Genomic DNA, 17,702 nt, shown 5'->3' with positions numbered 1-17,702 from the left:
GTCCGAAGCGCTTCACCTCAGAAGCGACGGCAGGAACAGTGCTATTTCAGGAAAGGCCATGAGCAGGCCAAGCAGGGCGAAAATCGCGAGCAGGAACGGCAGGGTGCCGTACGCCACGTCGCTTATTCCGCCCCTGGCACGCATGCCTTGAATGACAAACAGGTTGATGCCGACCGGCGGGGTAATCATCGCCGCCTCCATGAGCACCACGACGACGACACCGAACCAGACGCTGTCGAAACCGGCGGCGAACACGACCGGCGCGACGATCGGGATCGTCGCGATCATCATCGCCATGGTCTCCATGAAACAACCGAGGACGAGATAGAAAACGATCACCGCGAGCATCAGCCCGGCGGACGACAGTTCCAGCGTCGTGACCAGGTTGACGACCTTCGTGGTCAGGCCCTGCGCGGTCATGACGAAATTCAGGAAGAACGCCGCCACCACGATCAGCATGATCATGCCGGTCGTCCGCATGGTGTTCTCGACGGCGGAGCGGAACATCGCGATGGTGAACCGCCCCTTGAGAACGGTCAGCAGGGTTGCCGCCCCGACCCCGAGCGCCGCCGATTCCGTCGCCGTCGCCCAGCCGAGATAAATCGAGCCGATGACCACGACGAAGATGAAGGTCGGCGGGATGAATTCGCCGAGCAGCGCCAGCCGTTCGTTCCAGCCGACATCGACCTTCCGGCCACCGAGGCTCGGCCAGATCGTGCAGGCGATCGCGACGATCGTCATGAACAGCAGCATCAGGAGCAGCCCCGGCACGATGCCGGCCAGGTACAGCTGCGGGATTGAGGCGTTGGTGATCAGACCGTAGACGATCAGGTTGATCGAGGGCGGGATGAGGATGCCGAGCGTGCCGCCGGCAGCGAGCGTGCCGAGGAACAGTTTCGGGCTGTAGCCGTATTTCTCCATCTGCGGCATGGCGGTGGTGCCGATGGTCGCCGCGGTCGCTACGCTCGACCCGGACATCGCCGCGAACAGTCCGCTCGATCCGACATTGGCATGCATCAGGCCGCCGGGCATCCAGGACAGCCACGCCGCGACGGCCGAGTACATCCGGTCCGCGATCCCGGCGCGCAACAGGATCTCGCCGAGAAGAACGAAGAGCGGCACGCTGACCATGAGGAACCCGGTCGACGAGGACCAGGCCACTTCGCCGATCGCCCGCACCAGCGGCAGCGTGCTGAAGAATTCCGAAAGGCCGATACCGAGCAGCCCCAGAGCCACCGCGACCGGCACACCGAGTGCCAGAAGCAGGGCCATCGCGGAGACAGCAAAGCCGATCATTTCCCTGTCTCCCGCTGCAGGTCGCCGAGGCGACTTCCCGAATCTTCCAGTTCCGCCCGGATCTCGTCGTTCAGACCACGGGTCCCGGCAATCTGGCCGACCTCGCGCCAGTTCCGCTTGCGTACCGCGTTGAGGCTCGCGACCAGCAACGCCAGGGTCACAACGAGGAACCAGGCCAGGCCGCCAAGCCAGAGCGCCTGGGGCAGGGCGACCGGTATGGCCAGCGAACTCTGCGATGTCGCTCCGAAGCGCATGCTGGACTGCACGACCTCGACGGCAAAGATCAGGAGCGTGCCGGCAAAGATCGCCGTGCCGACGAGACCGACGATGTCGAAGAGGGCGCGGTTACGCTCGCCCATCCGGCGATAGAGCGTATCGATGCGGACATGCGCCTTGTCGAACAGGACGGAACCGAAGCTCCAGGACGTCCCGACCGCAAGGGCGAAGCCGGCCAGCTCGTCGACACCGCCCAGCGACGCGTTGAACATCTGACGCATCGCGATCTCGACGATGATCGCCACTGTCGCCACGACCATCAGCAGGCCGCCGGCGAGCAGCAGAGCCGACGAAACGGCGCGCAGCACATCAAGTACCGGACGTGCTGCCTGTGTGCTGCGCTCCGTCATCGTCAGTTGGCCTTGGCTTCGAAGCCGAGCGTCTTGCCGACCGTCGCATTCCAGTCGGCAGCACAGGCCTCGCCGCAGCGTTCGGCCCAGCGCGGCAGGATGGTCTCGGTTACCATGCCGGCCAGCAGGGCGCGGTCCGCCTCCGATACCTCTACGAGCTTCATGTTCGCCTTGATGCCGGTCTTGCACTCGCCGACGCCGATGTTGCAGTTGACGGCCTCCGTCGCAATGTCGTCGACCAGGGCCCAGAGATCGTCCTCGAGCTTGGCGAAGGCGTCGGTCAGGAATGCCTTCGTGGGCTCGTCGAGGCTGTTCCAGGTGTCGTTGTTCATGGCGCTGAACCAGGGCGCCCAGCCGAGCACGAGGGGATACAGATGGTCGGTCACTTCCCACCATTTGGCGGTGTTGCCCGAGCCCGTGCCGGTGATGCCGCAATCGGCCGTGCCGCGCTGCAGCGCCGGAACCACTTCGGCGAACGAGATGTTGACCGGCGTCCCGCCGACCGCCTCAACGAAGTCCGACAGCGTCTGGTTGAAGGTGCGGATCTTCTTGCCGGCGAGGTCGGCAACGCCCTTGATCTCGCCCTTGCAGAACAGGACCTGCGGCGGCGACGGCCACATCATGAGGAGATGCGCCTTGAAGTTCTCCTGCATGTTCTTCTCGATCACCGGGCGATAGGCGTTCGCAGCCTTTCGCATCGTGCCGATGTCGAGGATCGCGCCCGACAGGTCGAGGCCGTCATAGAGCTTGAAATCACCGGCGACGAAGCTCACCGGCCCCGTCACCACGTCGGCGATCTTGAGGCTGAGCAGCCGCAGCGTCTCGTTACCCTTGAGCCCCAGCGTGTCGAGGCTGTTGAAATCCGCTGTGATCTTGCCCCCTGACATTTCAGGCAGTCGCTTTTCCCAGAACGGCTGTTCCAGGGCAGTCGTCATCGCGACATTGGTCCAGCCGCCGATGACCTTCAATTGAAGCCTCTGAAGCTCTTCGGCGCCCACCGGATTCGCGGCAGCCGCCACGAACGCTAGTGACATCAGTGCCGGAACGATTTTTTTCATGGTTCTGCTTCCCCTGTTGATTCCACTGCCGACGACAGCGGCACTGAAACGCTACACGGCGGCTCATGATCGTATCTAATTGATTTTTTCGCCTCGCCTGATAGGTTTTTCCTATCATGAGACTGACGCTGGCCCAGATAGAGACCTTCTACTGGATCGCACGGCTGGGCTCGTTCCACGCCGCCGCGCGGCAACTTTGCGTCACCCAGCCCTCTGTCTCGGGCCGCATACGCGAGATGGAACGCGACCTCGGCTATCCCCTGTTCGACCGCTCGGGCGCGAAGGTCCGCCTGACCGAATCCGGCAAGGCGATCCAGGCCCAGGCGGAACAGATGCTGACGCTCGCCCGGGAGATCCAGAACGAGGGCAGCAGCGACAAGCTGCGCGGGCTGCTCCGTCTCGGCGTGGTCGAAACCGTCGCTCACCTCGCGCTCCCCGGCCTGATCCGGGAACTCAATCGGAACCGGCCCCGGTTGCGGGTCGAACTGGCGGTCGACGTCGGCGCGGAACTGCTGCGACAGCTTGACGACCGGCAGCTCGACGTCGCGATCACCACGGGCGCCGTCGCCTCGGCCGGTATCGTCATCCGGCCGCTTGGCGACGTCGATCTCGCCTGGATGGGTCCGGTCTCCCACCCGCTTGCCGGGCAGACCCTGACCCCGGCCAAGCTGGTCGACCAGGCGATCTTCGCCCAATCGGATCGATCGACCATCGGCAGCGCGATCCGGGAATGGTTCGATACCGGCGGACTGGTGCCGAATTCCCTGAACTGCTGCAATTCGCTTCTGGTCACCAGCGAACTGGTCGCCGCCGGCCTGGGATTCGCCGTCATCACTCCGTCGATCATTCGCCCGGACATGGTGAATCTTATCCGTCGCTTCGACGCGGACCCGCCGATACAATCGCGCCTGATGGCGATCGCCGCGCTGAAGGAAACATGGTCCGAGGAAGTCGAGTTCATCGGAAACTTCGTGGCCGGCAAGTTCCGCGAGCTCCGTGCCCTGCAATAGCAGCAGATCGGTTATCCCCTCGCCCCCCGCCCCAGAACGGCATCGTTCGGCTTCGGACAAACTCCTGGATACCGAAGAAAATGGCCCGCCAGGAGGCGACAACTTTTAGTCGCATACGGCATTTTGACGTTGACCAAGTCATTTCTATGCTGACCTTTGCAAGACAGGGTCAAATAACAGGATAAAAGATGGCTAATATGTCGACGCGCACGACCAAGTCGATCAGCGCCATTCGCCCGGCGATATCCGGCAGCGAGGCGCTGTCACTCTCCGAACAGATCGCTGCGCAACTCGCCGAGTCCATTGTCCATGGGGAGTACGAACCGGGGGATCGCATCCACGAGATCGCCGTCTCCGAACGGTTTCAGGTCAGCCGCGGCCCGGTACGCGAGGCCTTGCGCATCCTCGAGAAGGAGGGGCTGGTCCGCATCCAGCCGCGTCGGGGCGCCATCGTCACGAAACTGACCGTGCAGGAGGTCGAGGATGTCTTCGAGATCCGGTCCATGCTGCTCGGCCTCGCCGGGCGCCGCGCCGCGCTGAAGGGCGACAAGGCACTCGTCGAAGAGTTGTGGGCCGGGCTGCGACATCTGAGCAGCCTGCTGGAGAAGGACGAAACCGAGGACGTCACCGACAGCTACCTGGCGGAAGTGCAGGAACTCAACCTTCTGCTCTGCGCGCGCACAGGGAGCGAGCGGCTGACCTCCATCATCCTGTCCCTGCTGCACCAGACCTTGCGCTATTCCCGTCTCGGCCTCTCGACCAACGAACGCAGGCGGCAATCGGTCCAGAACTGGACCCGACTTCTCAAGCTGATCGAGAAGGGCGACGGCGACGGCGCCGAAGCGGCCGTTCACACGCTGGTCGAGCGATCCAAGAACATGGCCATCAAGCTTCTGAAGGAAGAGAACCGCAGGAACGGGACGCCCGACTGACCCCGCCCCTCAGCGTCAGCCGATCCGCCAGTGCACCGGGGGCGGGCCGGCGACCGGTGCGCGGAAATGCGCCAGCCGGTCCATCTTCAACGAACCCACGTAGGCATCGCGCAGTTCGGGCCCACCGAAGGTGATCGATGTGGGGAAATGCATCGGACCGCTCGTCGGATCCTCGACCGCGATGACCGGATCGCCTTCGGGCGGCGCGACGATCAGCGCGTTCCGGCTGATCTCGGTGATCCAGAGCGCGCCGTCCGCATCGACGGTCACGCCGTCCACCAGCGCCCCGGAAAAGAAACCGTCCGGCCCGTGAATGCGGCGGTTCGACAGGTTGCCCGCGCCGTCGATGTCGAAGGCGGTCACGCGCCCGCGCGTGGTCTCGGCAACGTAGAGAATCTTCTCGTCCAGGCTCAGGCGCACCTCGTTGGTGAAATAGAAGCCGTCGGCGACGATCCTGGCGACACCCCGGTCGATCAGCATCACGTAGCCGTCCGGCCGCGGATCGGTGATCGCCTCCCGGCGCGGAACGGTGCGGGTCGAAACCGAAACCCAGAGGCGCCAGGCGCTGTCGAAGATCGCGAAATTGACCGCGCCGAGCGGCGTGCCGTCGAGTTCCAACAGCATGATCTCGCTTGACCCGTCACGGTTCAGCCGCTGCAGGGTCCCGTGTTCGATGTTCGCGACGACGAAAGACCCGTCGCGGTCCATGGCGATGCCGTTCGGCGCCCCGCCGAGCTCGCCGATCCGCTCCTGCGTTCCGTCGGGCGACAGCTTCACGACGCCGCTCTTGTCGTCGGAAATCCAGAGTACGCCGTTCTGCTGCGCGAGAATGCATTCGGGCCGGCTGAGGCCCTGCCCCACATGGTCAAGCCGCCCGAGCGGAACCTTGTAATCGATCGTCGCCATCGCCTGGATTTCCCCTTCTCCGCAGTTCACGGCACTGGACACCGTATCCCTGCCAATCCATAATTAAGATTGTCGGCAATCAGTATGTCAACGTCGGGCGACAGAAATTCCGGCGACATAATATAGGCCCCTGCCCGTGGCGGGGGCCGGGTGACACAACGGGAGGATTCCTATGCAGATAACCGCGCGCGCCTTGGTGCGAAAAATGGCCACGCTCACGCTGGCCGGCCTGTCACTGATCGCGGTGACAGGGGGCAGCGCCGCCCAGACGACGGTCGATCACCTGACCGCGCCGGCGGGAATCGGCGAATACGAATGGGCTCTCGGCATCGGGCGCATTCTTGAGAAGAATTCCGAGATCCTGCGCAGCAAGCCACAGCCCACCCAGGGCTATGTCTACAACCTGCGTTTCGCGATCGGCGCCGATCAGCGTCAGAACCTGGTCTTCAACACCGATCCGATCAGCCCGTGGCTCGCCTCCACGAAGCAGTCGCCGTTCAAGGACGGGCTTGGTACGCTGGAAATCAGGGCGCTGATGAACGCCACCTGGCCGATCTGGATGCTCGCCACCGCCGATCCGGACATCAACACGCCGGAAGACCTCGTCGGTCACACCGTGGCGCTCGGCCCGAAGGCCGGTACCGCGACCGTCATGGCCGAGGAAACCTTGAAGGCGCTCGGCATCTTCGACAAGGTGAACCTGCAGTATCTCTCGTTCGGCGATATTTTCTCGGGCCTGCAGGACGGCACCATCGACGTCGGACTGGTGCTGAGCTGGTACAATGCCGCCGACAAGAAGGTCGGCGTCGTGCCGGGCATCCTCAATCTCGAACAGACCGGCCGCAACTTCCACATCGTCCCCTGGACCGAGGAAGCGCTGCGCAAGACTCATGACGAACGCGGCGTGCCCTATCACATCCTCAAGATTCCGGCCGGAACGCTGCCGATTCAGGACGGCGACGTGACGCTTTACGCGAACCCGGACTTCGTCGCGGTCGACGCCACGTTCCCCGAAGACCTGGCCTACGAGTTCGTTCGCCAGACCCTGGCGCATCTCAAGGAGATCAACGCAGCCGGCGGGCTCGGCGTGCTGTTCACGCCGGCCTTCCTGCCGTACGGGCTGACGGAGAAGCTGCATCCGGGCGCGGCGCGCGCCTATCGGGAAGCAGGCCTGATTCAGTAAGTCAGTAGGACGCGGAGACCCCGTCGCCAACCGGCGGCGGGGTTCTCGCGTGTCCCCAGGAGACACCATGCGCAGCTTTGCGGCCCGCCTGCTCTCGGTTCTCGCGCTTGCCATGACGCTGTATCAGCTCACGGCGACGCAGACGCCGCTCCAGCCATCCGTCCTCGTTCAGAATACCCATCTCGGACTGGCCATGCTGCTTGTCCTGCTCGGCGCCGCGATCGAGACGCCGAGCGCGCTGCGCCGGACATGGCTTGTGCTGCTCGCCGCGCTGTCGCTCTTCTGCTCGCTCTACGTCCAGTTCTATTACGACGACCTGATCGTCAGCCAGGGTTTCCCCGAACAGTTCGACGTCTGGGTCGGCGTGGCGATGATGCTGCTGGTGCTGGAGGCGACCCGCCAGCATTGGGGGCCGGCGCTGCCGATCATCGCGCTTATCGCGGTGATCTACAATTTCTGGGGCTACATGCTGCCCACCGAGGCGGCCGCCAGCCGCATCCCGTTCGATACCGTCGTTTCGAACCTGTCGATCGGCCTCTACAGCGGGCTGTACGGACAGTTCATGGCGATCTCCGCCAACTTCATATTCCTGTTCATGGTGTTCGGCGCGCTGTTGCAGTCGATGGACGGCAACCGCGCCTTCATCGAGATCGGCAAGGCGATCAGTCGGGCTTTCCCGGGCGGCGCCGGGCTGAGCGCGGTCGTCAGCTCCAGCCTCATGGGCACGGTGACCGGAGCCGCGGTCGCCAATGTCGCGATCACCGGCAGCTACACCATCCCGATCATGAAGCGCGAGGGCTATCCCCCCGCCATCGCCGGCGCCATCGAGGCCGCCGCCTCGACAGGCGGACAGCTCGTCCCGCCGATCATGGGTTCGGTCGCCTTCATCATGGCGGCGGTCCTCTCGGTCGGCTATCTCGAGGTCGCGGCAGCGGCCGTGATCCCGGCCGCGCTGTTCTATATCGCGCTGCTCGCGAGCGTCTATTTCAAGTCGCGCCGGCTCAACATCCAGCGCCAGGAAATCGCGCCGGACCTGCGCATCCTGATCCGTTTCCTGCCCGTCTTCGTGATCCCGACCGGCGCGCTCGTCTATTTCCTGATCAACCTCTACTCGGTTTCCTTCGCCGGTTTCTGGGCGATCGTCACGCTGGTCGCGACCCGCCTGGCAATGATCCCGATCGACCTGATGCTGGCCCGGCCGGACCGGCCGCTCGCCACGCTGGCGACCGAGCTGCGTGACTTCGTGGTGAAGCTTTTCCAGGGCCTCGTCGCCGGTGCCAAGATGGGGGCGACGATCGCCGTCGTCATCGGCACCATCGGCCTGCTCGCGGAATCGGTTACCGCGACCGGGGCGGCGGTGCCGCTCGGCTCCGCCATCGACTTCCTGTCCGGCGGATCGATGGTCCTGGTCCTCGTCATGACGGCCGTGATGTGCGTCATCCTCGGCGCCGGGATCCCGACTGTCGGCGCCTATATCCTGGTCAGCGCGATCGCCGGCCCCATCCTCGTCGAGAGCGGGGTCGACCTGTTCGCGGCGAATTTCTTCATCCTCTATTTCGCCGTCATGTCCGCCGTCACGCCGCCGGTTGCGGCGGCCGCACTTGCGGCGAGCGCGATCGCCGGATGCGGCTATTTCCGCACTGCGTGGGAGGCGACGCGACTGTCGATCATGCTCTATATCCTGCCCTTCCTTTTCGTCTATCAGGGTGCCTTGCTGCTGCGCGGCGGATCGGCATCGGATTCGGCCATGGCCGCGGTCCTGAGCACCGGCGCGGCGGTCCTGGCGGCCTCGGCGACGCAAGGTTTCTGGCTCGTCCAGACCCGCACGACGGAACGCCTGCTGCTCGGCGGCGCCGGCATCGCGCTGCTCGCTACGGTGATCGGCTTCGGACCAATCTGGACAGCCGCCGGCGTCGCCGTGACGGCGCTGGTCACGGCGATCCAGATTCCGCGGAAGCGGCGCGAAGCCGTTCTGCAGGCCCAGAGCTGACGGCGACCGCCGACAGCAGACGGCGTCAGATGCGGTAAATGCGCTCGGCCGTTCCCCGGAACATCTCGCGACGTTCGTCGTCGGAGAAGTCCTCGGTGAGGGAGTCGAACGCCTCCCAGAGCCGCCGATACCCGCTCATCAGCTTGTCGACCGGGAAGTTGGAGGCGAACATCGAGCGTGACGGCCCGAAGCAGTCGATGCAGTGGAGGACGAAGGGCCGGATGCTGTCAGGCGTCCAGGTGAGATCGACCATGCCGAAGCCACTCAGCTTGACGACCACGTTCGGCGCCTCGGCGAGGCGCGCCATCGCCTGCCGCCAGCCCTCCAGGTTCTCCGGGTCTCGCTCCGCCGGCATGCCGGCGTGGTCGAGGACGATGGCGAGGTCAGGGTAACGCCGGGCAAGTTCCGCGAGATCCTTCATCTGATGATGATAGACCTGCGCATCGAAGGACAGGCCGCGCCCGGCCAGCAGGCCGAGATTGTCGCGCCAGCGCGGATCACCCAGGAAGTCCCGCGGTGCACGGTTCAGCTTCGGATCGGGATGGCGGTTCAGCACCTGTCTGATGCCGCGCACCCGTGGCCATTCCAGATGGGCGTCGAGCGTCCGGGCCGCGTCGGGCGCGGACAGGTCGGCGAAGGCGACGATGCCATGGGGGATACCGCGAGCGGCCGGGTCGGCGGCGATTTCGTGCAGCCAGCGCGTTTCCCCGACCGGGTCGGACGGATCGTAGTTGGCCTGGACGTGGACGGATTTGACCAGTTCGAGACCGTCCGCGTCGGCCATGAAGTCGGCGGCGAGATAGTTGCGCCTGAGCGCCGACCAGTCGCCCCAGCCGCGGTCGTGATCGACGTCCTGCAGCCAGGGATAACGGTTGCGCTCCACGTCCCACAGATGGTGGTGGGGGTCGACGAACGGGATCATGCTGCTCACCTTCGGTGGTTGACGCGATGCCGGGCCGAAGGACGCGCCTCCGGCCCGGCCCGGCGACGTCAGAGCGCGCCGGCAGCTTCCAGGTCGGCGATCAGCTTGTCCTGTCCCTGTTCGGCCAGGATGCGCCGAGCCAGCGCGGGGTCATAGGCTCCCTTGACGGCAACCCAGGCATCGCGAGCCCCGGCCCGCCAGAGATCCATCTCCGCCTCGGTCGGATCATAGACGGCGACCTTGCCCTCCATGGCTTTCACCACCGTGTCCTGCCAGTCGATATCGTAACGGAAAGCCTCGCGCTGGACATCCGCCCCGGCCTTGTCGATCGCCTCCCGCGCCCAGTCGGGCAACGCCTCGTAGCGTTTCTGGCTCATCAGGATCGGGTGTGCGCTCCAGGCCGCGCTGACCGTGGTGATATTGCTCACCACCTCGTAGAACTTGCCGGCGGCGGTGAAGGTATTCTGCAGGTACATCCCCTGCACGACGCCGGATTGCAGGCCCTCGTAGAGCGACGACCAGTCATAGGGCACCGGCGCCGCCCCCCAGGCCTTCACCAGGTTGAACTCGGTCGGGCTCTTGGTGACGCGGATCTTCAGGCCGGCCAGGTCGGCGGGTACGCGAACCTCGCGCTGGGTATTGACGATCTGGCGGAAGCCGCCAACCGGGACGAGGGCGATGAGATGCATCTTCATCTCCTTCACCGTCCGCTTCCCGAGTTCCTCGGCGAGCCAGCCGTTGAGAATGTCGCTCGCCGCGTCCTGGTCCTTGAACACGAAGGGCAGGTTGATGAGGTCGAAAGTGGTTCCGAAGGCCCCGACATTGCCGCTGGAAACGGTCGCGATGTCGATCTGGCCGAGACCGAGCTGCTCGACGCAGGCATGTTCGCTGCAGAGCGAGCCGCCGTTATGGACCACGATGTCGATCCGGCCGTCCGAATATTCCGCGACCTTGGGTTTCAGCACCTGGTCGATCACCTGCCCGAGCGACCACGCCGGGGCCGACGCGGTGCCGAGCTGCAAGGTGATCTTTTCCTGCGCGGACGCCGGCGCGGAGCCGAGGTTGATCGCCGCCGCGAGCGCCAGCAGGCCTGTCAGCATACGTAAGTTCATCGCACTACCTCCCCGTTTTCAGTTTTGCTTTTGTGGATCGTCGCCTTGGCCGCGTCTTTCGAGCACGCCGACATGTTCGGCGATGGTGAGGCTCGCGGCCAGAAAGATAAGCAAGCCGGCTATCGGCAGGATCATCATCGGGTAGGACTTCGGCATGTTGCCGAGTTCCCAGAAAGCGCCAAGAATGCGATCCGCGGCCTGGTAGCCGAAAATCGCCATGATCGCGCCGACCGCGGCGAACAGCACCAGCCAGAGCAGGCGCAGCACCCTCGTGAAACGAGCCGGCAGGATCCCGTAGACCGACTCGATCGCGATGTTCGTCTCGGTACGCACCGCCATCGCGAAGGCCAGCATCACCAGCCAGACATTGGCGAAGAGGGTCAGCGTATCGCCCCAGAACGGCGGATCGAGGAAGACCGTCCGCATCACGACCGTGTAGACGGTGAAGCCGACCATGACCGCGAGCAGCAGACCGCAGACGGTGGAAATTCCCCGCGTCAGGATCCAGTCGAACAGTCGGAGCAGCCGCACGACAGCCCTCTTAGATGAAGCCGAGCACCCTGGGCAGTGCCAGGGTGAACGGCGCGATCGCCAGCATGAGAATCAGGACCAGCAGTTCGATCGCGAGAAACGGAACAAGCTGGATCGCCACCCGTTCCAGCGGAGCGCCGGCGATGGCACTGGCGGTAAAATAGCAGACGCCGACCGGCGGCGTGACGATTCCGAGCAGGAACCCGACGACGACCACCATCGCCGCTTGCACTGGCTCGAAACCGGCGGCCTCGCTCGTCGCCACCAGCATGGGCCCGAGAACGATGATGTTGGCGGTGGCGTCCATCAACATGCCGGCAACGAGGATCAGGCCGAGCAGCGCCATGGCGAAGATCAGCGGGCTGCCGGCCAGCGAGGTGAGCCAGCTTTCGAGCTGCGCCAGCGTGCCGATCCGCGTCAGCAGCCAGGTGAAGGGGCCGGCGGCGGCGATGATGACGAAGACAGAGGCGCTCATCCGGAGCGTCCTGTCGAACGCGCCGAACAGGCCACGCAGCGAGATCGAACGATAGACCAGGCAGCCGACGGCGAGCGCCACGGCGGCGGTAATCGCGCCGGCCTCGACCGAGCTGAACCAGCCGCCCAGGATGCCGGCCACCAATACCAGCGGAACGATCAGGGCGAAGACGGCATCCTTCAATGCCTTGAGGAGGCCCGCGATCGAGAAGGCCTCCTCGCCCCGCTCGTAGCCGCGGATCCGGGCGATGAACCAGCAGGCGAGCATGAGCAGCCCGCCGATCGCCAGGCCGGGCAGGACACCGCCGGCAAACAGCGCGCCGACCGACAGATTGGCGCCGCTCGCCAGGATGATCATTGCGATGCTGGGCGGGATGATGCCGCCGATCGTCGAGCCGATCGCGGTGATCGCCGCGGCGAAGTCGGCACCGTAGCCGCGGCGCTTCATCTGCGGGATCATGATCGTGCCGATGGTCGCGGTATCGGCGACAGCCGAGCCGTTCATGCCGGCAAAGAACATGCTCGCCACGACATTGACCTGTGCCAGCCCGCCGCGCATGCGGCCGACGATGGCGCTGCTGAGGCGAAGGATGCGCTCGGTCACGGTGGAACTGTTCATCAGTTCCCCGGTCAGCATGAAGAAGGGAATGGCGACCAGCGGAAACTTGGCCAGCGCCTCGTACATCTGGTGCGGTACCGTCAGCAACGGCGCGGCGTCGGTGATGAGAATGTAGATCGTTGGCAGGATGATCATGGCGAGCGCGATCGGCGCACCGGCAAGGATCAGCCCGATCAACCCCGCTAGGAGAAGAATGCTGTCCATGGCCCCGTTCGATTCAGAAACCCGGGCCGGGACGCGAGAAGTGCCCGGCGGCTACTGTCGGCAAACTGCGCCATGCGAAGACCGAACCTCCTGGTCGTTATCCGCCTGCGTTGCGGCGGGTCGCCGGGACAGCATGGTTGCTCCATGCGCCGGTCTGTGCCAATTCCCTGTTTCAGGCCGAGGCGTGAACCTGTCGCGAAAAGGAATGCTGCCATCATCCTTTTAGGAATGTCAACAGTACGAACTTGACCGGCATGGATGCCGGCGCCCACCCCCGGAATCCGGCAGCTGCAGGCGAACGCCCGAGGCTCTTGCCGATGCGTCCCTCTTCTGCTTTGCTGCCACGCCTGCCATCGCCTTGTTGCATCGCAACATGACTAACCGGAACATCGTTCGGGCGGCGATCGGCGAGCCCGGGCGGATACCACGAGGCGGGCTCCGGTCCGTGCGACGCCGGACCCCGGCGAACCGAGAAGGTCAGAGCATGAGTTATCTGGGCATCAAGTTCCGACGCGTAGTTCTGGCGGGCGCAATGCTGCTCATGGCGATGCCGGTCGCCTTCGCCCAATCGGCAGCGCCGGGCGAAAGGCCGCCGCAGGCGGTGACCGTCGTGACCCTCGCCGAGCAGGACATCACGCTGACCGCGACCTTGCCGGGCAGGATCGTCGCCTCGGCGCTCGCCGAGGTCCGGCCGCAGGTGAACGGTATCATCATCCGGCGCACGTTCGAGGAAGGAGCGAACGTCGCCCTGGGCGACCCGATGTATCGCATCGATCCCGACAGCTATGAGGCACGCGTCGCGGCGGCCAGGGCGCAGGTCGCGCAGGCCGAGGCGAAGTACACCGCCTCGAGGAAGGAGGCCGAGCGGGCCGCCGAGCTGATCGGTCGCGGTGTCTCGACCGAACAGCGTCTCGAGAACGCCGCGGCTGTCCGCGATGCCGACGCGGCGGCGCTGAAGGTCGCCAAGGCGGATCTGCAGTCTGCCGAGATCGACCTGAAACGGACCACCATCCGGGCGCCCCTTGCCGGCGTGGTCGGACGCTCGCTGACGACCCAGGGCGCGCTGGTGACGGCCGGTCAGGCAACGCCGCTCGCGGTCATCCGGACGCTCGACCCGGTACATGTCGATGTCACCCAGTCGGCTGCCGAGCTTCTGGAATGGCGCCGTGGCCGCACCCGGGAGAAGCTCGGCGACGGCAGCACGGAAGTCACGCTGATCCTCGCCGACGGCGAAGTCTTCCCCCACACGGGCGAAATGACGGCGGCCGAGCCGCATGTCGATGAGCTGACCGGTGTGGTGACGCTGCGCATGGAATTCGCCAATCCTGAACATCTCCTGCTGCCGGGCATGTACGTCCAGGTGAAGATGCCCCAGCGGGTTCTGAAGAACGTGGTCCTGGCCCCGCAGCAGGGCGTGTCGCGCGACCGCCGCGGCCGGCCGATCGCCTTCGTCGCCAACGCCGACGACGTGGTCGAGCAACGCGAGCTGACCATCGCGCAGGCGCAGGGATCGCACTGGGTCATCACGGACGGATTGAAGGCGGGCGACCGGCTGATCATCGAGGGACTGCAGAAAATCGGCCCGCAGATGAAGGTCGCGCCCGAGGAACGCAAACCGCCGGAAACGACCGCGACGACCGCGCCGTCCAGCAACTGAGCCTAGCCGCGGCCGCGGCCGGAGTAGCACCATGCCACGCTTCTTCATCGACAGACCCGTCTTCGCATGGGTGATCTCGATCGTGATCATGGGGATCGGCATCCTCGCGATCCTTATCCTGCCGGTCGCGCAATACCCGCAGATCGCACCGCCCGCGGTCGTGGTGACGGCGACCTATCCCGGCGCCTCGGCCGAGACCATCGCCAACACCGTGACACAGGTGATCGAACAGCAGCTGACCGGCCTCGACGGGATGCGCTACATCGCCTCCAACTCGACCTCGGCCGGGCGGGCCGAAATCAACATCACCTTCGAGACCGGCACGGACCCGGACATCGCCCAGGTCCAGGTGCAGAACAAGCTGGCCCAGGCGACGCCGCTGTTGCCGGAACCGGTGCAGCGCCAGGGCGTGACGGTCCGCAAGACCTCGGCCGGATTCCTGATGGTGGTCGGGCTGATTTCCGAGGACGGCTCGCTCAACCAGGTCGACCTGGCCGACTATCTGACCTCGAACATGGTCGACGAGCTCAGCCGTATCGAAGGCGTCGGCGAGGTCCAGGTCTTCGGTTCGCAATATGCGATGCGGATCTGGCTCGACCCGTCGAAACTCGCCGCCTTCGAGATTTCACCGCGCGAGGTCGTCGCCGCCGTATCGTCGGAGAACGCGCAGATCTCGGCCGGCGCCTTCGGCGATCTGCCGGCGGTCGCGAACCAGCAGCTCAACGCGACCATCACCGCCCAGTCGCTGCTGCAGACGCCGGAGGATTTCGAGCAGATCGTGCTCCGGGCCGAAACCGACGGCGGGCTGGTCCTGCTGAAGGATGTCGCCCGGATCGAGATAGGCGCCCAGGCCTACCAGACCATCGGCCGCTACAACCGGCAGCCGGCGGCCGGCATGGCGATCCGCCTCGCGACCGGGGCGAACGCGCTCGACACCGCCGATATGGTCCGCGCCCGCGTCGACGAGCTCTCCGCCTTCTTCCCGGAAGGCGTCGCCTATGTCATTCCCTACGACACGACGCCGTTCGTGCGGATCTCGATCGAGGAGGTCGTCCAGACACTGATCGAGGCGATCGTCCTCGTCTTCCTAGTGATGCTGCTGTTCCTGCAGAATATCCGCGCGACGCTGATCCCGACGCTCGCCGTGCCGATCGTCCTCCTCGGCACCTTCGGCGTGCTCGCAGCCGCGGGGTTCACGATCAACACCCTCACCATGCTGGCGATGGTGCTGGCGATCGGCCTGCTTGTCGACGATGCCATCGTCGTGGTCGAGAATGTCGAGCGGATCATGGCCGAGGAAGGCCTGTCTCCGGCAGAGGCGACGCGGAAATCGATGGGGCAGATCACCGGGGCCCTGATCGGCATCGCCCTCGTGCTCTCCGCCGTGTTCGTGCCGATGGCCTTCTTCGGCGGCTCGACCGGCGTGATCTACCGCCAGTTCGCCGTCGCCATCGTCTCGGCCATGACGCTCTCGGTCGTGGTCGCCCTCACCCTCACCCCGGCGCTCTGCGCGACCCTTCTCAAGAAGCAGGACGCGCACGGCGCCCGGCGCGGCCCGTTCGGCTGGTTCAACCGGCTCTTCGAATCGAGCCTGCGCGGCTATTCCGGCGGCGTTGGCGGGATGGTCCGCCGGCCGGTCCGGGTCGGCCTCGTCTTCCTGCTCCTGACCGCCGGCATGGGCTGGCTCTTCGTCCAGACGCCGACCGGTTTCCTGCCGAACGAGGACCAGGGGATCCTGTTCACCTTCGCGCAGGCGCCGACCGGCGCCACCGCCGGTCGGACACTCGAATCCATGAAGAAGGTCGAGGATTATTTCCTCGACACCGAGAAAGACAACGTCGCCTCGATGTTCTCCGTCGTCGGTTTTTCCTTCGCCGGATCCGGGCAGAACATGGGTCTTGCCTTCGTCCGCCTGAAGGACTGGAGCGAGCGCGAGGACCCCGGTCAAAGCGTCCAGGCGCTGGCAGGAAGGGCTTTCGGCGCGCTCAGCCGGATCCGCGATGCCATGGTCTTCCCGATCGTGCCGCCGGCGGTGATCGAGCTCGGCAATGTCAGCGGTTTCGATTTCTTTCTGCAGGCGCGTGGCGGCCAGACTCACGAGCAGCTGCTCGAGGCGCGTAACCAGCTTCTCGGCATGGCAGCGCAAAGCCCGCTGATCGGCTCCGCCCGGCCGAACGGGCTGGAGGACGCCGCCCAGTACAATCTCGATATCGACTGGCGCGCGGCCGGCGCCATGGGGGTCAGCGCCGCCGATGTCGACAGCCTGCTCTCGGTCGCCTGGGCCGGCTCCTACGTGAACGACTTCATCAATCGCGGCCGGATCAAGCGGGTCTATGTCCAGGGTGAACCGTCGGCGCGATCGACGCCGGAGGATATCGAGCGCTGGCGGGTCAAGAACGCGAGCGGCGGCCTGGTCCCCTTCTCCAATTTCGCCAAGGGCGAATGGCGCTTCGGTCCCCAGGGCCTGCGGCGTTACAACGGCGTGCCGGCGATGCAGATCCAGGGCACGCCCGCCGCCGGCGTGACGACCGGCGAGGCGATGGCCGAGATCGAGCGGCTGGCGGCCCAGCTCCCCGTCGGCTTCGACGTCGCCTGGACCGGGCTGTCGCTGGAGGAGCGCCAGTCGGGCGACCAGGCGCCGCTGCTCTACGCGCTCTCACTTGCCGCGGTCTTCCTCAGTCTCGCCGCGCTCTACGAAAGCTGGGCCATACCATTTGCCGTCATGCTGGCGATGCCGATCGGCGCACTGGGCGCGCTGCTCGGGGCGATGCTCGGCGGCTTCGACAACGGGGTTTTCTTCCAGGTCGCCCTGCTCACGGTCATCGGCCTGACCGGCAAGAACGCCATCCTGATCGTCGAGTTCGCGCGTGACCGGGAAGAGGGCGGCGAGCCGCTGCTGACCGCCGCCCGCGAGGCGGCACGGCTCCGTTTCCGGCCGATCATCATGACCTCCATGGCTTTCTCGCTCGGCGTCCTGCCGCTCGCGCTCAGTTCCGGCGCGGGCTCGGCCGGGCGCAACGCGATCGGCTACGGCGTGCTCGGAGGCACGCTCTCGGCGACGATTCTCGGCATCTTCTTCGTGCCGGCCTTCTACGTCATCGTCCGCCGGCTCTCGCCGAAGCGCAAGCCAAGGGAAAAGACGGCCTAGGCGGTGGCGATACGCCGGCGACATCCTGCGAATA

General features: G+C 65.5%; 14 protein-coding genes. 6 read left to right on the top strand and 8 right to left on the bottom strand.

The annotated features are described in order from the left end of the window. Nucleotides 1–12: 12 nt before the first annotated feature. From OCH7691_RS19355 to OCH7691_RS19345, 3 genes are read right to left on the bottom strand one after another with little or no spacing between them, the layout of a single operon-like run. A complete protein-coding gene (locus OCH7691_RS19355) occupies nucleotides 13–1,296 on the bottom strand; it encodes a TRAP transporter large permease (protein ID WP_085885255.1) in 1,284 nt (427 codons plus the stop codon). Then, nucleotides 1,293–1,922, bottom strand: a complete 630-nt coding sequence (locus OCH7691_RS19350) for a TRAP transporter small permease subunit (protein WP_085885254.1) — start codon at nucleotides 1,920–1,922, stop codon at nucleotides 1,293–1,295. Before OCH7691_RS19350 ends, OCH7691_RS19355 begins: the two co-directional genes overlap by 4 nt. Nucleotides 1,923–1,924: 2 nt before the next feature. After that, complete coding sequence (locus OCH7691_RS19345) at nucleotides 1,925–2,980, bottom strand: TRAP transporter substrate-binding protein (protein ID WP_085885253.1); 1,056 nt, start codon at nucleotides 2,978–2,980, stop codon at nucleotides 1,925–1,927. Between the two features lie 116 nt (nucleotides 2,981–3,096). Between OCH7691_RS19345 and OCH7691_RS19340 the strand changes: the two genes are divergently transcribed. Together OCH7691_RS19340 and OCH7691_RS19335 are read left to right on the top strand one after the other, a co-directional pair. Beyond that, nucleotides 3,097–3,990, top strand: a complete 894-nt coding sequence (locus tag OCH7691_RS19340) for a LysR family transcriptional regulator (RefSeq protein ID WP_085885252.1) — start codon at nucleotides 3,097–3,099, stop codon at nucleotides 3,988–3,990. A gap of 188 nt (nucleotides 3,991–4,178) precedes the next feature. After that, the gene (locus tag OCH7691_RS19335; protein WP_085885251.1) at nucleotides 4,179–4,922 is read left to right on the top strand and encodes a GntR family transcriptional regulator; all 744 of its coding nucleotides are present in this window, start codon (nucleotides 4,179–4,181) and stop codon (nucleotides 4,920–4,922) included. Between the two features lie 15 nt (nucleotides 4,923–4,937). On the opposite strand, the gene OCH7691_RS19330 is transcribed toward OCH7691_RS19335, so the two are convergent. After that, nucleotides 4,938–5,828: an SMP-30/gluconolactonase/LRE family protein gene (locus OCH7691_RS19330; protein ID WP_085885250.1), complete on the bottom strand. Its 891-nt coding sequence runs from the start codon at nucleotides 5,826–5,828 to the stop codon at nucleotides 4,938–4,940. Nucleotides 5,829–6,033: 205 nt separating this feature from the next. On the opposite strand from OCH7691_RS19330, the gene OCH7691_RS19325 reads away from it, so the two are divergent. Together OCH7691_RS19325 and OCH7691_RS19320 are read left to right on the top strand one after the other, a co-directional pair. Further along, nucleotides 6,034–7,011, top strand: a complete 978-nt coding sequence (locus OCH7691_RS19325) for a TAXI family TRAP transporter solute-binding subunit (protein WP_217808154.1) — start codon at nucleotides 6,034–6,036, stop codon at nucleotides 7,009–7,011. A gap of 67 nt (nucleotides 7,012–7,078) precedes the next feature. Further along, on the top strand, nucleotides 7,079–9,001 hold the full coding sequence (locus OCH7691_RS19320; RefSeq protein WP_085885248.1) for a TRAP transporter permease: 1,923 nt from the start codon (nucleotides 7,079–7,081) through the stop codon (nucleotides 8,999–9,001). Between the two features lie 25 nt (nucleotides 9,002–9,026). On the opposite strand, the gene OCH7691_RS19315 is transcribed toward OCH7691_RS19320, so the two are convergent. The 4 genes from OCH7691_RS19315 to OCH7691_RS19300 form a co-directional block, all read right to left on the bottom strand. Next, nucleotides 9,027–9,923, bottom strand: coding sequence for an amidohydrolase family protein (locus OCH7691_RS19315; protein WP_085885247.1), 897 nt, complete (start codon nucleotides 9,921–9,923; stop codon nucleotides 9,027–9,029). A 68-nt stretch (nucleotides 9,924–9,991) separates the two neighbouring features. Then, complete coding sequence (locus OCH7691_RS19310) at nucleotides 9,992–11,035, bottom strand: TRAP transporter substrate-binding protein (RefSeq protein ID WP_085885246.1); 1,044 nt, start codon at nucleotides 11,033–11,035, stop codon at nucleotides 9,992–9,994. Between the two features lie 18 nt (nucleotides 11,036–11,053). Continuing rightward, on the bottom strand, nucleotides 11,054–11,566 hold the full coding sequence (locus OCH7691_RS19305; RefSeq protein WP_085885245.1) for a TRAP transporter small permease: 513 nt from the start codon (nucleotides 11,564–11,566) through the stop codon (nucleotides 11,054–11,056). Between the two features lie 10 nt (nucleotides 11,567–11,576). Then, nucleotides 11,577–12,863, bottom strand: a complete 1,287-nt coding sequence (locus OCH7691_RS19300; RefSeq protein WP_085885244.1) for a TRAP transporter large permease — start codon at nucleotides 12,861–12,863, stop codon at nucleotides 11,577–11,579. Between the two features lie 484 nt (nucleotides 12,864–13,347). On the opposite strand from OCH7691_RS19300, the gene OCH7691_RS19295 reads away from it, so the two are divergent. Both OCH7691_RS19295 and OCH7691_RS19290 read left to right on the top strand, forming a co-directional pair. Further along, entirely contained in the window at nucleotides 13,348–14,520 is a 1,173-nt protein-coding gene (locus OCH7691_RS19295; protein ID WP_085885243.1) for an efflux RND transporter periplasmic adaptor subunit, read from the top strand. Between the two features lie 31 nt (nucleotides 14,521–14,551). Next, complete coding sequence (locus OCH7691_RS19290) at nucleotides 14,552–17,668, top strand: efflux RND transporter permease subunit (protein WP_085885242.1); 3,117 nt, start codon at nucleotides 14,552–14,554, stop codon at nucleotides 17,666–17,668. Nucleotides 17,669–17,702: the final 34 nt, after the last annotated feature.

The sequence above is a fragment of the Oceanibacterium hippocampi genome, assembly GCF_900172325.1.
Classification (GTDB): domain Bacteria; phylum Pseudomonadota; class Alphaproteobacteria; order Sneathiellales; family Sneathiellaceae; genus Oceanibacterium; species Oceanibacterium hippocampi.
The sequence above is the reverse complement of the archived record's forward strand: the minus strand, read 5'-3'. Positions and strand labels throughout refer to the sequence as shown.